Genomic DNA, 15,152 nt, shown 5'->3' with positions numbered 1-15,152 from the left:
CTTATAACTTTATTTTAGAAGCTCTTTTCTATGCAGCTTCATATTAAATTGGTATTAGAATAAAGATGTGCTAATATCGATCGCAGTGAAGTTGATGTCTGCGGTATAGTTTCCGCAATATCTCATGCTAATTCAAGTTTTGTATGTAGAGAGCCAAGTAGCTCTGCTCAAGGAGGATGGCTGGTGTTAATAGTTCCAGCCATGAACGGTTAGATGTTGAGGCTACGCTAACCGAAGTTAAAAGGCTCCAAGTTGACCGCGCACATCGTGACGCCTCTGGATTATTCTATATCGAAGGTGTGCGTAACTTTGTAAAAGTAATTGACAACGGTTTTGATATTTCAGCGATCGCATTTAGTGAGAAACTGCTCACAGCACCTCTAGCACGGAAACTAGTTCGGCAATCTCGGCGTTCTGGTGTTCCTTGCATCAGCCTAACACCCGAACAGTTTCGACGTATTTCCCAAAGTGAACGTGCTTCTGGAGTTGGTGCAATTGTTCGTCAGCGCTGGTTCAAGCTATGTGATATCTCGCTACAACCTAATTTGTGCTGGGTGGCTGTTGAAACTGTTCGCTCACCAGGAAACCTCGGAACCTTGATTCGCACATCAGAAGCTGTTGGCGGTGCTGGGTTTATTTTTATCAAAGATAGCGTAGATCCCTTTGCTCCCGATGTTATTCGGGCATCTATGGGTTCGCTCTTTAACCAAAAGTTTGTACGCACAAGCTTTTCTGCGCTCCGTAACTGGGTACAGAACCACCACTGTCCTGTTATTGGTGCTTCACCAGATGGGATGTCTGAATTTCATCAGTTTAATTACCCCAATTCTACTCTTCTTTTCCTCGGTGAGGAGCGCCAAGGTCTAACCCCAGAACAGCGAGACTTATGCCAGCATCTTGTTCGGATTCCGATGGTAGGTGCGGTTGACTCTCTCAATCTTGCTGTAGCAGGTAGCCTCTTAATGTATGAGGTTTATAGGTCGAGAACATAATGTGTGAAGTGACACCCAACATCAATTAAGCTTTGTGTTGGGTTGCACTTTGCTTAACTCAACTTACATCAGCAAATGTTAAGTAATTCATTGAATTTCAACAAATAGGAATTAAAATGCACACAACATCTCAACCCGATCCTGTTCGTTTAGAAATCTTTAAAAATCTCTATCAATTTATCGCCGAACAAATGGGAATTGTGTTGCAAAACACCGCCACATCAGTGAATATCAAAGAAAGGCTGGATTTCTCCTGCGCTATTTTTGAATCATCGGGATTATTAGTAGCAAATGCCCCACATATTCCCGTACATTTAGGCTCAATGAGTGAAAGTGTTCGCAGTTTAATTAACGATAAAGGCGACACTTTAAAACCGGGAAATGTTTATCTATCTAATAACCCTTATAACGGCGGCACACACCTTCCTGATGTCACTACAATTACCCCTGTTTTTTTAGAAAGTAGTGAAAAAAATCCATCCCCAATGCCCAATACTTCGACTACGCTCAGTACAAGTGCCCAATGCCCAATGCCCATCTTTTTCGTTGCTTCTCGCGGACATCAAGCAGATATTGGTGGAATTACTCCCGGTTCTATGCCTCCACACAGTACCACAGTAGAAGAAGAAGGAATTCTTTTTGATAATTTTCTTTTAGTTGAAGAGGGAAATTTTCGAGAAACCGCAGTCAGACAGCACCTTGCAAATCATACTTATCCTGCTCGTAACCCCGATCAAAATATCGCTGATTTTAAAGCTCAAATTGCTGCAAATGAACGGGGAGTTCAAGAACTTTCTAAAATGGTTTTACAATACGGCATTGATACTGTTCAGGCTTATATGACATTTGTGCAAGCTAATGCTGAAGAGTCTGTTAGGCGTGCGATCGCAGTTCTCAAGGATGGCTTATTTACTTATAAAATGGATGATGGGGCGCAAATTAAAGTTAAAGTAACCATCTACCCAGAAAACCGCAGTGCTACCATTGATTTTACGGGAACTTCTTGGCAGCTAAATAGTAATTTTAATGCTCCTAAAGCTGTAACTCAAGCAGCAGTTTTATATGTCTTCCGTACTTTAGTTGATGATAATATTCCTCTCAATGCTGGATGTCTTAATCCTTTAGAAATTATTATCCCGGTTGGCTGTATGCTCAACCCAACCTATCCAGCCGCAGTAGTCGCGGGTAATGTCGAAACTTCTCAAACTATTGTGGATGCTTTATATGGTGCTTTGGGTGTTATGGCTGCTTCTCAAGGAACGATGAATAATTTTACTTTTGGTAATGAGCAATATCAATATTATGAAACTATCTGCGGCGGCTCTGGCGCGGGGATTAATTTTGATGGCACTGATGGTGTTCATTCTCACATGACTAACTCTCGTTTGACCGATCCAGAAGTTTTAGAAACTCGTTATCCTGTACTTTTAGAAAGCTTTAGTCTTCGTCTTGATAGCGGTGGCAAAGGAAAATATTCGGGTGGTAATGGAGTTGTCCGCCGCATTCGATTTCTGGAACCGATGACAGCTAATATTCTCTCTGGTCATCGGCTTGTTCCTCCCTTTGGATTAAATGGTGGGGAGGCAGGAAAAGTAGGACGCAACTGGATACAACGTCAGAATGGAATTGAAGAGAATTTAGACAGTACAGCAACAGTAGAAATGAAAACTGGGGATGTTTTTGCGATCGAAACTCCTGGCGGCGGTGGTTTTAGTAAATTATCTTAAGAATCAAAAATTGCTATAAGTTGGCTTCAACTTTCGCAGAAAATTGAGCATGGCTGAAACTACAGCATCCGGCGACTCAATCAAGAAGCCGTGACCACCACGTTCGATGACTACAAGTTCAGCATTGGGAATACTTTGAGCAAGTTGTTGAGAAAACTTTAGCGGAGTGAGAATATCTTGTTTACCAACCATAACTAAGGTAGGACAACGAATTTCTTGGAGGCGGTTTATGGTGTCACTGTTAAGGATGGCTTGGCTGTGATGATAAAGTGAATCAGTTGCAGGCGGGAAAGGATATCTGATCGCAAATTCAATCAGACCTTCGATCGTGCCAGGAATTGAGTAGAACGTATCTGTAAATATCCAGGGCAATATGACTTTTTCATAAAGTTTTAAGTCTACATGACTAGGAAGTTCGCCCCAAGTCTCGATGATGCTGTTGAATAATGCATCACCTTTTGCCAAAGATGAGAGTAGCATTAGACTTTTTACTTTTTCAGGGTATGCTAACACTAGCTCTTGAGCTATCTGACTACCCATTGAATGACCTGCTAAATGCACCCGATCGATGCCGATGCGATCGAGCAATGCTGCAACGTCACTAGCCATCTGTTTGAGACTATAGGGGTTTTCGGGAGCAGAACTTCTCCCCATACCTCGGTTATCCAAGCGAATGACTTGATACTGCGAAACCAGCGATGGCATAATCAGCGACCAATAAGCATGATCGCAAAGAAAGCCAGCTATTAATAGCAAAGGCTCACCCGTTCCCTTAATGTCGTAGAACAAATCAATCCCGTTAATCTGAACCTTGGGCATAGTAAATGATTCTGCTAAACCTTATTTTAAGTAGGGATAGACAAGGCTAAATTCCTACGTCTTGAATTTCTCGTCCACCGGAATTTGATAGCCATTGGCAAGGCGATTGGTCATATTAGCAGTAGCTGCGATCGCCATTAGTTCCCCGAACATAGTATCATTCATACCCTTGGCACGCGCTGCCGCTGTGTGCGAAGCGATGCAATACTCACAGCCATTCGTTGCACTCACGGCAATATAAATCAGTTCGCGCATCAGTGGATCGATCTCACCAGGGCTAACCATCACTTCCTTTACAGCTTGCCACGTTCGTTGCAGGGTGGGGGGATGATTGGCTATGGCTTTCCAAAAGTTATTGATGTAGTCATTTTGACGTGTAATGCGGATGTCATCATACACTGCACGTACTTCGTCGCTGGCTTCTTCGTATTCAATCAGCTTAGTCATGTTTTAATTCCATATAGTTTCCCCAGCGAGTGGGAACCCCTAGATTGTAATACTGAGTTGCAATTAAAGATAGTAATATCATGTCCTCTTAGCGTCCATAGGTGAAAATTCTACATCGTCTACAAACGACTTGGCATAGACTAGCATTTCTTGGGCGTTCTAATAGAACAGACTAAACAGAAAATTTACACTATCTTGTCAGATAAATAGGTGGGGTAGTCCATGAAAAAATTCCTACAGCGTATTAAAGCATTACTCAAACGTATCCTCAAGAGGTCTGCATCCAATTCTCAGCAACTACCGCCTCTAATAAATACTCGATTAGAAACTTCTATTTCAACTGTTTCTCCCCGATGGGAATCTGGTTTGGTGCTTGTGTGTTCGCAATGTGCAAACGAGCGGTTAGGCTCAACCGCTTCCGAAGATTTAGAGAATTGGTTGAAATCTCGTTTAAAGTTTGAGGGATTATGGGGTGATTTTCGGGTAGTTAGCACCAGTTGTTTAGGAGTTTGTCCTCGGATGGGCATTACTGTAGTTATTGTAAGTAATGGAAGTTACGGAAATAGTCCATGTTTAATTGTAAACTCTCCAAGCGATCGCGAACTTCTTTATTCATATATCAAACAGAATAAAAGCTGACTGCAAAGGTTTACTAAATCTGAAAATTATTTAACTTATCACTGTATTTTATTTTGAAATATATTTGGCTCAACTGGCAAATAAAAAAAAGGGAGTGAATATTTTAATTCACCCCTTTTTTCAGTACTCAATGAGATAAATAATACTTTTTTAACCCGTATTAGTGTTATTCCAATCTAAAGAATTATTCTTTTATACGAGGTATATTTGGTCTGACAAAAGTAGCTGAAGAATTAGTACTTCGAGCATTAGTGCTTGAAGAAGTATTTGGCGAACTGAGATTCAAGAAATCGATGAGTTTAAGTGTACGATTACGAATTTTCCAGCGTCCATTTCTGTTAACGACTTGATCTTCATAAGTGCCATTAGCGACATCAATGCTGGTTTCCGAGCGTTTGTGAGTCGCATGGAGATAAGAAGTCATCGTTGCTTGATTATTTTGAATTGAAATGTTTATTGTACCCATCAAGTGTTGAGTAGCTGTATAACCATTTCCTTGAAATACTGAATAGACAAAATCTGCCCAAGAATCTGTCCCATAATTTGTTTGAGTTGCCCCATCAGGAAAAATAGCGGTGAGGACTGAATCTTGAGTAAAACAATCTCGATAAATATTCTTTCCTTCTTGGAGATTTCCTCTACCAATAGCGTCAGTTCCCAGGGCGTAACAGGATGTTAATTTTTGAATTTCTAATTCTGCATTAGGTTGAGTTGCACTTGCTACCTCAAACTTACCTCCAACAAACAGCACAAGAGTAACTGCAAGCACAATCAAAGTTATACGATTTAACAAAAACGAAATAGCTTTTGAAACTATTCCCCCATTTTCTCTTCTTTTTTCCACAAGATGATTTCCTTAATTATTTACGATTTTTGCATCTTGTACTTTACTACAAACTAAAGTTTGGGCTTACAAATTTAGCCCATCAAAATTGTCTAATATGCTTGTAGACTTCACTAGTAATTGACTTTTATATCTGCTAGAAAATCTTTTTTCTAGTAAATGATAAAGCTAGTACATACAAGAGATGATGTATACAATTAGTTATAACAGTTAATTAGTAAGTTACAAGTGTTAATTGTGACTTACTATATGTTGATTTGATTAAGTAATAAAGTAACTACTTACATACAGGACTTACGCAACTATCACCCTTGAGGAACAGTAAATTTATCGAAAATTCACTTGCTCAAAATTGGCAATGCAGATATAAACCAATTTAATCAACAATACTGCAAACCGTCCGCGCCCATACCAAAAGTTGAGGAAAACTATCAAAAATTTCTTATTCCCCCAAAATCGGAATAGAAATTATAAATTGTGTTCCTTGTCCCAAGACTGATTCACAAATTAAATTTCCACCATGATTTTCCACTATAATTTGCCGACTAATGGATAATCCTAAGCCCGTACCTTTTCCTACACATTTGGTAGTAAATAAATTTTCAAAAATTTGTTCTTTAACAGCTTCAGGCATTCCTTTGGCATTATCTTGAATCTTAATTACTACCTTGTCATTATTTACTTGTAGATAAGTCTCAATAGTAATAATATTAGGATACTTTTCTTGAATTTCTAAAAAATCACGATCGATATTTGCTTCTTCTAAAGCATCGATTGCATTTGCAATAATATTCATAAATACCTGATTCAATTGTCCCAAATAGCATTTTACTAATGGGATATCTGCATAGTGCTTAATAATCTTAATTGCTGGACGATTACGATCGGCTTTCAGACGATGTTGTAAAATCATCAAAGTACTATCAATACCTTCATGGATATTAGCTAATACTTTAGAAGTAGTATCAGCACGAGAAAAAGTACGAAGAGAGGTACTAATATTACGAATGCGCTGTGTCCCTACTGTCATCCCATCAATCATTTTTGGTAAATCTGTTAGTAGGAAATCTATATCTATTTCTTCGGCTTTTTCTTCAATTTCAGCACCAGGATTAGGGAATTTTTCTCGGTACATTTGCAGATAGTCTATTAAATCTTTAACAATATCTTTGGCTTGGGTAATACTACCTGTAATAAAACCAACAGGATTATTTATTTCATGTGCTACACCTGCAACTAAATTACCCAGAGAAGACATTTTTTCACTTTGGATAAGCTGTAGTTGCGCCTCTTGTAAATCTTTTATCGATTGTTCTAACTCTTTAGATTTATCTTGCGCCTTTGTGTACAAGCTGGCATTTTCTATTGCAATAGCCATTTGAGAAACTAAGACTTTTAATACCTCTACCCTTTCTGGAACAAAAGCCCCTGATGATAACTGGTTTTCTAAATAAATAATACCAGTAAGCTGTGATTGGTACATAATCGGCAAACAAAAGATTGATTTTGTTTGAGATTTTTGAATATAGATATCAAAATTAAAAGGTTCCGTAATTATTGCATCATTTAGTACAATATATTGCTGAGTTCGGAGAACATAATTAATTACAGATAGAGGTAAATCTTGATAAGTTTCAACAGGAATAGAACGTAAAACTGTCACTACATCGTCAGTAGCATTTCCAGAAGCTTCAATATACAGGTGATTATCTTTAAGTAGGAGTAGTGCTGCTTTTTGTGCGGCAGCATTTTCTAGTAAAATTTGGATCAGCTTACCCAATAAATTTTCTAAAACAATTTCATTAGTAATCGCTTGTGAAAATTTGATGAATGCATTAAAATCTAGAAAATCGCTCAAGCTACTATTGGTAGTAGTATTAGTGGTAATATGAGTTGTATCAAGTTTTGAACTAGTGTTTTCTATAGTAGTAGTTTGTCCTACTAGAAAAACATACTTTGATTCTAGGTGTTTAACTTTAGCGATCGCACCCCAACGAATATAGGCATAATAGGCTTTAGTTATATAAGTTTGATGAATTAATTCTTTACCTAAAGACTGATAGAATTTTCCAGCTAACTCATAGGCTAAAGCTTCTTCTTGGAGAAAACCGTTTGCTTGAGATTTGGCAATCGAGTTTTCATAATAGTCCATTGCTTCTAGCTTTTGACCCAAAACCTGATACCGTTCTGCCTCCACGAGATAAAATCTGTGTAAGTGATTGGTGGGAGCATGAGTAGCCCAGAGTTCCATCTTTTGCTGATTAGCTTGGACTTTTTCTAGAATAGCTTGCTTCTCAGACTCTTTAGCAGTATGATAAATTGCTAAGTGGGCTAAAGAATCGTAAAAATAAAATACTGGAACAACAAATAACCCTGTAACACCACCTAAAGAGTTTTCTGCGATCGCAGCATTTTCTACAGCTTGAAAATACTCTCCAAATATATAAGAGAGCATTAGCTTATTAACAAATAAATGGTTAATTGTGTAAAGGTCATTTACTTGCTGATGAATTGGTAGCATACTTTGCTCGTTGTAGGCTTCTCCAATTAAACAGTCCGCATTTTCAAAACTTCCTTTCAAGTTCAACACTGTTTGCAAATATACTGAATTCCAAGTGAAAGCTACTTGCTGCTTAATTTTTTTCAGCGAATCACAATAAGCTATCAGTTCTTTTTCTAGAACCCAAAGTTCTTTACCCAGCCAAAATGAATGATAGGGATAAATGTAACCACAATAACCAGCATATTCTAAATCCCCAGTCTCCAGACCACTAGAATATCCTGACATTGATGATGTTAATGTCTCTCTAATATGCTCTTTCCAATGCATAACATGGGCGCTAACAACCGTCAAAATTTTTGCCTTGAGTTCTTCAGCATTAAATTGTGACACCAGATGTGAAGCTAATTTCCCAAATTCATAGCCAGAATCAATTTCTCCTTGAATTCCACAAAGAAGTAATCCATAAAGACTATAACCATAAGCAGATACAGCTGTATTTCCATACCTTAAGGACAAATTGACCATTTTACAGACAATAATTGGCATCATTGCCGGAGCAGTTTGAAAAGCCGCAGGTAGAACTCCCATTAAGATTCTCATAGCTGCAATCTTGTTAGGATCGTTCATTAATGGTAAATTAATTAAATCTGCAATGGCTTTCCCTTTCAAAAAAACAGCAATTTCATCCATTCCCTGTTGAATATCAGTTGATGTCGGTTCGTCTGGAAAATTTATTTCTAACAATTGCAGAATTGATACTGCGGTTTGAATAGCTTCCAATTGCTTGCTTTGAATGATAAAAGCGATAATCTGTACTTCATAGACTTTCACTTTATCTAAAAGAATTTTGGCTTTCTGCTGCACCACCTCAGCCCAAGTTTGCATCTGCTCAAAATCACCACTCAGATAGGCTGCTTCTGCGGCTCCTTCATATAAACCGATGGTTAAGGTATATTCCGTTTGCCAAGCGTCTATATTTAAAAGTTCTATTCCATTTGTGAAGTATTTAAGAGCAGCTTCGTAAGCTGTAGAAGCTTTAGCTTTTCGTCCTGCAATTAAATTTAATCGTGCCAATTCAGTTTTTTCAGATTGCTCTATCAGGTTAATAATACCTACATTTAACTGATTGACGATATCAAAAATATTAGCTTCTATTTCCTCTTTAGGTATATTTTGAAGAAGCAATTGCCCAATTCTCAGGTGAGTAGATTTTTTCAGTTCTTCTGGAATCAACGAATATGCTGCTTGTTGTACTCTGTCATGCAAGAACTTGTAACCCACCCGTGAAGTATCAAAATTTAAATTAACCGCTTCTTCTTGATTAAAAACTAAAGGGATACGGTAAGCTTCGCTTAAAGGCAGAATTAATCCCGCTTGCAAAGCCGAGTGTAAATCATTTGCTGTCAAAGAAGGTGATTTTTCATTGACTATCGATAAAACATCCAAACTAAATCTGTCACCCACACAAGCTGCTAATTTTAAAACATCTTGGGTGAACCGTGGTAGTTTTTCAACTCGGCTGGCAACTAATTCAACTACATTTTTCTCGGCAATTCCAATTGCTTGAATATCTTTTATACTCCATTGCCATTTAGCATTAGCAAAGTCAAAGGTTAACAATTTTTCTTGATAAAGTGCTTGAATTAGTTGTGTTATGAAAAATGGGTTTCCACCTGTTTTGTTATAAATTAACTCAGCTAGCTTAATAATTTCTTTTTTAAAGACTTCTGTTTCTTCATCCTGCCTAACCTCTATTTCTTGAAGGGTTTCGGCAACTAGTTGAGTTACATTATCTAAATTTAAAGGTTGCAATACAATATTATTAACAACAGTGCCATTATTTTGAATTTCTTCTATTTTTTGGATTAAAGGATGTGCTGAACTAATTTCATTATCCCTGTATGCCCCAATAAATAAAAAATATTTGCTGTCTATATCAGTTATGAGCAGTTGAATTAGATTTAAAGTAGCTGAATCTGCCCATTGTAAATCATCTAAAAAAATGACTAATGGGTGTTCTTTTTGAGTAAAAACTTGGATAAATTCTTTAAAAACATGATTGAAACGATTTTGTGATTCTGTCGCCCCAATTTGGACAACTTCCGGCTGTGCCCCAATGATTAATTCTACTTCTGGAATTACGTCAGTAATAACTTTTCCATTTGTTCCTAAAGCTGATAATATTTTACTACGCCATATTTCTATTTTTTCATTATTCTCGGTCAGTAAATATCGCATTAAATACGCAAAGGCTTGAATTAAAGAAGCATAAGGTATATTGCGTTTTAACTGATCAAATTTACCAGAGATAAAGTACCCTTGTCTGCGAGTAATGGGTTTATTAACTTCGTTGATTAGAACTGATTTGCCTATTCCAGAATAACCAGAAACTAGCATCATTTCACTAGTTCCAGATGTCACTCGCTCAAATGCAGCTAAAAGTTCATTAACTTGTTCTTCACGACCATATAATTTTTGAGGAATTAATAACTGGCTCAATATATCCAAATGACCTGGCACAAAATCAGTGATGATTCCCTTAGTTTCTAACTGCTTGAGACATGATTCTAAATCTGCCAATAATCCTGTAGCACATTGATATCTGTCTTCTGCATTTTTTGCCATCAACTTCATTACAATTTTAGAGATGGCGGTAGGAATTTGTGGATTTAATGATTGCGGGTTTCTCGCTTGAACTGCAATGTGACTATAAACTACTTCTAAGGGGTCTTGGCTAACAAATGGTGTTTTTTCAGTAAGCATTTCATATAAAGTCACACCAAGGGAATAAAAGTCAGTACGATAATCAAGAATGCGATTCATTCTCCCAGTTTGTTCGGGAGACATATAAGCAAGTGTGCCTTCAACACAGTTAGGGTTATTAAATTGGGGATTTTCCTTATTGAGACGGGAGGCTATACCAAAGTCAGCCAGTTTAACAATACCTGTCTGGGAATTAATTATGATGTTATGAGGTTTGATGTCTTTATGAATAATCTGATTATTATGCAAATAATCTAAAGCTTTAGTTAGTTGAATAGCAATCTTTAAATGACTAATTAAGTCAAGTTTTTTTGTTTGAAGTAGTTGAGATAAAGACTGACCACCAAAGTCTTCTAACAATAATCCCACACGGTTTTCAAAGGTTTCTAAACTGATAGATTTAACTATATTGGGATGGTCTAAACCTTGTTGAATTTGATACTCATTTTTAAGGCGAGTAAACGCTTCAAGGGTCGGATATTCATTTTTAAGCAGCTTGAGGATAACTCGCTGTTGTGTCTTTGGCGTTTGTGCTTGATAAATAATTGTTTGGATTCCTTCGTGGAGAATCGAGTTGATTTGATATCCAGTACGATTTAGCATTGATTTTTGACTATAAAGTTATAAAATTAGCATCATCCCTGTTCTATCGTGAAAGAGATTCTAGTTTAATTATTCCCAGTACGTAGAAAATTATTAACATTGCGCTTCAGTATCCAAGGGTTGTAAATTAAAAAGCGATAATTTCCTGGTAACGAAAACTAGCGGCTAAAATTTGACTGTAACTTTTACGCCAACCGCAGATAAGGACACTTCTGTAAAAATCCAGATGCCTTATTATGGGCATCCAAATTATGAGTATGCGTTGGCGTAGGTCGAATAATGCCAGCAAATAGGTCATCCAACCCGTAGGGTGTGAAAAATTGCCATTCTCCCTGGGTATCTAGTCGAACTCCCACAGCAGTAGCGGTGTGCAGCCAATCTGTGATGCCATCCTCTGTACTAGTATAAGGTCTGCTACCAAGACGCCAACGAGCAAAACTGGCTTGATTTTTGACATCAAACTCGTCATCAGGAAATTGTTCTGTAAGAGTCACCTTTGCTGCTAGTTCTTGAGAACGGTTCCCCTCTATATCAAAGAATGCAATATCAAAATCTTTGATACCTAACCCACAGTCATCACCAAAAATTGAAGACCAAACGGTGTTTCGGACTGCACCTCCGGCTAACCACCAATTAGGTAGATTTAGTTGAGCGATCGCTCTTAATACTGTATAAATACGTGTATCAGCTAAAATCATCTGTAGGCGAGTGTTACTATTCATATCAAATTCCTGGGATTGTCAAGTAGAAGATGAAAATATTATCATTCGCATTTCATTAAACTTACGGTATTGATAGTCCTGTTGTGACACTTGGCAGGTCAATGTTTATCAGGAGAACTTCTGTAGTCATAGTATAAATAAAACAGGTTGGATAGAAGGTTAAATTGTGAATTTAGAATTTATAATTTTTATTTATGGAAGATTTATTTGCGCGACTAGAACGCACACTCAATCCTGAACTGCCTTCCTTAACAGAGTCACAACAACAACTCTTACAGGAACTCAGTATTGATGAAAATCAACCCGGTACGATTCTGCATGACTTTCAAACTCTGATAGATTTTTTGCAACCAAACGGAGTGGAAGTTAGTAGTATTAATAACCTTCTACCGCTAAAAGTCTTATCAGAAGTTAATTCTCAGTTAAGTCACCCAATTGAAACTAAACTCAAACGCCCCGTACAAAAATCATACCCCTACATTAATGGACTATATCTGTTATTACGCAGTTCTGGAATAGCCCAAATTAAATCTCAAGGGAAGAAGCAGGTTTTAGTTTTAGATGCCCCAACTTTGCAATCATGGTCAAGCCTCAATCTAACAGAACGCTATTTCAACTTATTAGAAGCTTGGTTGATTTGGGGAAATAATGAAATTTTGGGCGAACATCAAGATTCATTAGGGAATTTATTTAGATGTATTCAACTTTGGTCTCGCATCCCAGATAAAGGTTTAAAATTCCCTAAATATGAAGACCAAAACAATATTAGTTACTACCCCGCTCTGCATAATGTTGCTCTGTTAGAGTTATTTTGATTGTTATCTATTCAACATGGAAAACCACAAGAAGGTAAGGGGTGGCGCATTACTAGTTTACAACGTTTACCCTTTGGTGATGCTCTGTTGCAATTACTTTTTCCACTGGGTATACGAGGAGAATTACAGGATGATGTGAATGTAAGCTTTGGAAAATTGCAGTCACATTTCCAACCTTTCTTTCCAGAATGGAAGGATAATTTAATCGTTCCCAACCAAAGCTTTACTGATGGTATTTATATTTTCAAAGTATCCCTTTTTAAGGCTTGGCGACGCATTGCTATACCAGCAAAAAAACCATTAACCTGGCTAGCAGAGATAATTCTCGATGCTTTTGATTTTGATTACGATCATCTGTACGAGTTTAATTATAAAGACCATTTCGGTCGCATCATAAAAATCGGTCATGCCTACATGGAAACACCTCCATTTGCCGACCAAGTGCAGGTTGGTGATTTATCTCTAGAACCGGGTGGTAAAATGACCTATCTTTATGATTTTGGTGACAACTGGAAATTTGATGTGCAGTTAGAAGCAATTAATCCATCCGATAATAAAATCAAAAAACCGAAGATTTTAGAAGTTCGCGGAAATGCACCTCAACAGTATTGGAGTGAGGATGAGGATGAGTGATGAAAAGGATTTCGGAAAGTGCAGAGAATGAAAATATATTCAATGTCCAGATGTCTTATATTTTTGTTTCATAAAATCCGCTTTCATACGGAAGTAGTTTTAGTTACAATCAAGTAATACAAATTGTTAGGAGAGAAAACCTGTGAGTCTTCCATATACTGGAGGTTGTCAATGTGGACAGATTCGTTATGAAATTCATGCCCAACCATTAACGCTTTATCTATGTCACTGTAAGGAGTGTCAAAAACAATCGTCTAGTGCTTTTGGAATGTCTCTTACAGTATTACGAGATGCTGTTGTAATTGTTCAGGGAAAACCGAAAGCTTGGACTCGTAAAAATGATACCGGACGTGAAGTAAATAACCTATTTTGTGGCGACTGCGGAACGCGATTGTTCCATGAACGGACTTACAATTCAAATACTATCAATGTCAAAGCTGGAACTTTAGATGATACAAGTTGGTTACGCCCAGTGGGTAATATTTGGACACGCAGTGCCCAGTCATGGGTGATAATTTCAGACCAATTGCTCAACTATGACGGGCAACCAGAGGATACGCAGCCTTTATGGGAAAAATGGAAACAAGAACATCCATAAATGCATAAGTTCCGATATTAGATATCATACTTATGATACTTAGAGTATCTCACTTATCATTGTACTAAAGAACATAATAATAAAATTTTACTGGTAAAATACTTTAATGAACATATTAGATTATTTAAAACAGTAATAGTAAACTCAAATTATAAGTTCAGCTTGTGTATCATATATAGTTCGTACCTGTCTGCAAATTATTAATAAAGCTAACACACTATTAATATTTCATATGAAAGCTTACTGGACATTTCCAATCAAGTAATGTAGGTAAAATTGGACAATTAAGGCGATTTCGGTTCATTTTCAACACTTTTAACAGTTATTTCTAGACAAGCTTGATGAAAAACGATACACCACCAGAATTGAACCCAGACCAAGAAATTGGGCGCTTAATTGATGAGGTAATGTCTTCATCTCTGACTGATGAACAGTACCGGAAAAAAATGCAGCGACGCAAAGAAGTGCAAGACAAGCGCATAGCAGAAGCTGTACCAGAAAAAGGATTAATTATTGTAAATACTGGTAACGGTAAGGGTAAAACCACTGCGGCTTTGGGGATGGTGTTGCGATCGCTCGGTCATGGGTATAAAGTAGCGATCGTTCAATTCATCAAAGGTAGCTGGGAACCTTCCGAAAAAAGGGTTTTCAGCTATTGGGAAGACCAAATAGAATTTCACGCAATGGGCGAAGGCTTTACCTGGGAAACTCAAGACCGCGATCGCGATCTTGACAAAGCTAGCGCCGCCTGGGAAAAATCGTTAGAATACATTCGCAACCCAGACTTTCATCTAGTGTTGTTAGACGAAATCAATATCGCCCTCAAAATGGCTTACTTACCAGTAGAAGAGGTTTTAGCAGGTTTGGCGCAAAAACCCGCTAACAAACACGTTATTCTCACAGGTAGAGGCGCACCACCTGCTTTAATTGAGCGTGCTGACTTAGTAACTGAAATGACTCTAGTTAAGCACCCTTTCCGCGATCAAGGTGTGAAAGCACAACCGGGAATTGAGTATTAAATCAGAATTCAGAATTCAGAATTCTGAA

12 protein-coding genes are annotated in these 15,152 nt (G+C 37.6%); 7 read left to right on the top strand and 5 right to left on the bottom strand.

All coding sequences use genetic code 11. The annotated features are described in order from the left end of the window. Positions 1 to 176 precede the first annotated feature (176 nt). Complete coding sequence (locus RM368_RS29915) at positions 177 to 992, top strand: RNA methyltransferase (protein ID WP_322697422.1); 816 nt, start codon at positions 177 to 179, stop codon at positions 990 to 992. A gap of 116 nt (positions 993 to 1,108) precedes the next feature. Beyond that, positions 1,109 to 2,719, top strand: coding sequence for a hydantoinase B/oxoprolinase family protein (locus tag RM368_RS29910; protein ID WP_322697421.1), 1,611 nt, complete (start codon positions 1,109 to 1,111; stop codon positions 2,717 to 2,719). 3 nt (positions 2,720 to 2,722) lie between these two features. On the opposite strand, the gene RM368_RS29905 is transcribed toward RM368_RS29910, so the two are convergent. Beyond that, positions 2,723 to 3,538 carry an alpha/beta hydrolase gene (locus RM368_RS29905; protein WP_322697420.1) on the bottom strand — a complete coding sequence of 272 codons (816 nt, stop codon included), beginning with the start codon at positions 3,536 to 3,538 and terminating at the stop codon, positions 2,723 to 2,725. A 54-nt stretch (positions 3,539 to 3,592) separates the two neighbouring features. Continuing rightward, complete coding sequence (locus RM368_RS29900) at positions 3,593 to 3,985, bottom strand: carboxymuconolactone decarboxylase family protein (protein WP_322697419.1); 393 nt, start codon at positions 3,983 to 3,985, stop codon at positions 3,593 to 3,595. Between the two features lie 222 nt (positions 3,986 to 4,207). Here RM368_RS29900 and RM368_RS29895 point away from each other — a divergent pair, with 222 nt between their 5' ends. Then, the gene (locus tag RM368_RS29895) at positions 4,208 to 4,624 is read left to right on the top strand and encodes a (2Fe-2S) ferredoxin domain-containing protein (protein WP_322697418.1); all 417 of its coding nucleotides are present in this window, start codon (positions 4,208 to 4,210) and stop codon (positions 4,622 to 4,624) included. Positions 4,625 to 4,808: 184 nt separating this feature from the next. Here the strand turns inward: RM368_RS29895 and RM368_RS29890 are convergent, their stop codons facing one another. The 3 genes from RM368_RS29890 to RM368_RS29880 form a co-directional block, all read right to left on the bottom strand. Continuing rightward, positions 4,809 to 5,468, bottom strand: a complete 660-nt coding sequence (locus RM368_RS29890; RefSeq protein ID WP_322697417.1) for a nuclear transport factor 2 family protein — start codon at positions 5,466 to 5,468, stop codon at positions 4,809 to 4,811. 442 nt (positions 5,469 to 5,910) lie between these two features. Then, complete coding sequence (locus tag RM368_RS29885; RefSeq protein ID WP_322697416.1) at positions 5,911 to 11,337, bottom strand: AAA family ATPase; 5,427 nt, start codon at positions 11,335 to 11,337, stop codon at positions 5,911 to 5,913. A gap of 185 nt (positions 11,338 to 11,522) precedes the next feature. Then, the gene (locus RM368_RS29880; RefSeq protein ID WP_322697415.1) at positions 11,523 to 12,059 is read right to left on the bottom strand and encodes a nucleotidyltransferase family protein; all 537 of its coding nucleotides are present in this window, start codon (positions 12,057 to 12,059) and stop codon (positions 11,523 to 11,525) included. Between the two features lie 194 nt (positions 12,060 to 12,253). Between RM368_RS29880 and RM368_RS29875 the strand changes: the two genes are divergently transcribed. From RM368_RS29875 to cobO, 4 genes are all read left to right on the top strand, one after another. Then, positions 12,254 to 12,874 carry a hypothetical protein gene (locus RM368_RS29875; RefSeq protein ID WP_322697414.1) on the top strand — a complete coding sequence of 207 codons (621 nt, stop codon included), beginning with the start codon at positions 12,254 to 12,256 and terminating at the stop codon, positions 12,872 to 12,874. Next, entirely contained in the window at positions 12,875 to 13,507 is a 633-nt protein-coding gene (locus tag RM368_RS29870; protein ID WP_322697413.1) for a plasmid pRiA4b ORF-3 family protein, read from the top strand. It begins immediately after the preceding gene. A gap of 142 nt (positions 13,508 to 13,649) precedes the next feature. After that, a complete protein-coding gene (locus RM368_RS29865) occupies positions 13,650 to 14,105 on the top strand; it encodes a GFA family protein (protein ID WP_322697412.1) in 456 nt (151 codons plus the stop codon). 341 nt (positions 14,106 to 14,446) lie between these two features. Then, a complete protein-coding gene (gene cobO, locus RM368_RS29860; protein WP_322697411.1) occupies positions 14,447 to 15,124 on the top strand; it encodes a cob(I)yrinic acid a,c-diamide adenosyltransferase in 678 nt (225 codons plus the stop codon). Positions 15,125 to 15,152: the final 28 nt, after the last annotated feature.

This window comes from Nostoc sp. DedSLP03 (genome assembly GCF_034530815.1).
Classification (GTDB): Bacteria; Cyanobacteriota; Cyanobacteriia; order Cyanobacteriales; family Nostocaceae; genus Nostoc.
The sequence above is the reverse complement of the archived record's forward strand: the minus strand, read 5'-3'. Positions and strand labels throughout refer to the sequence as shown.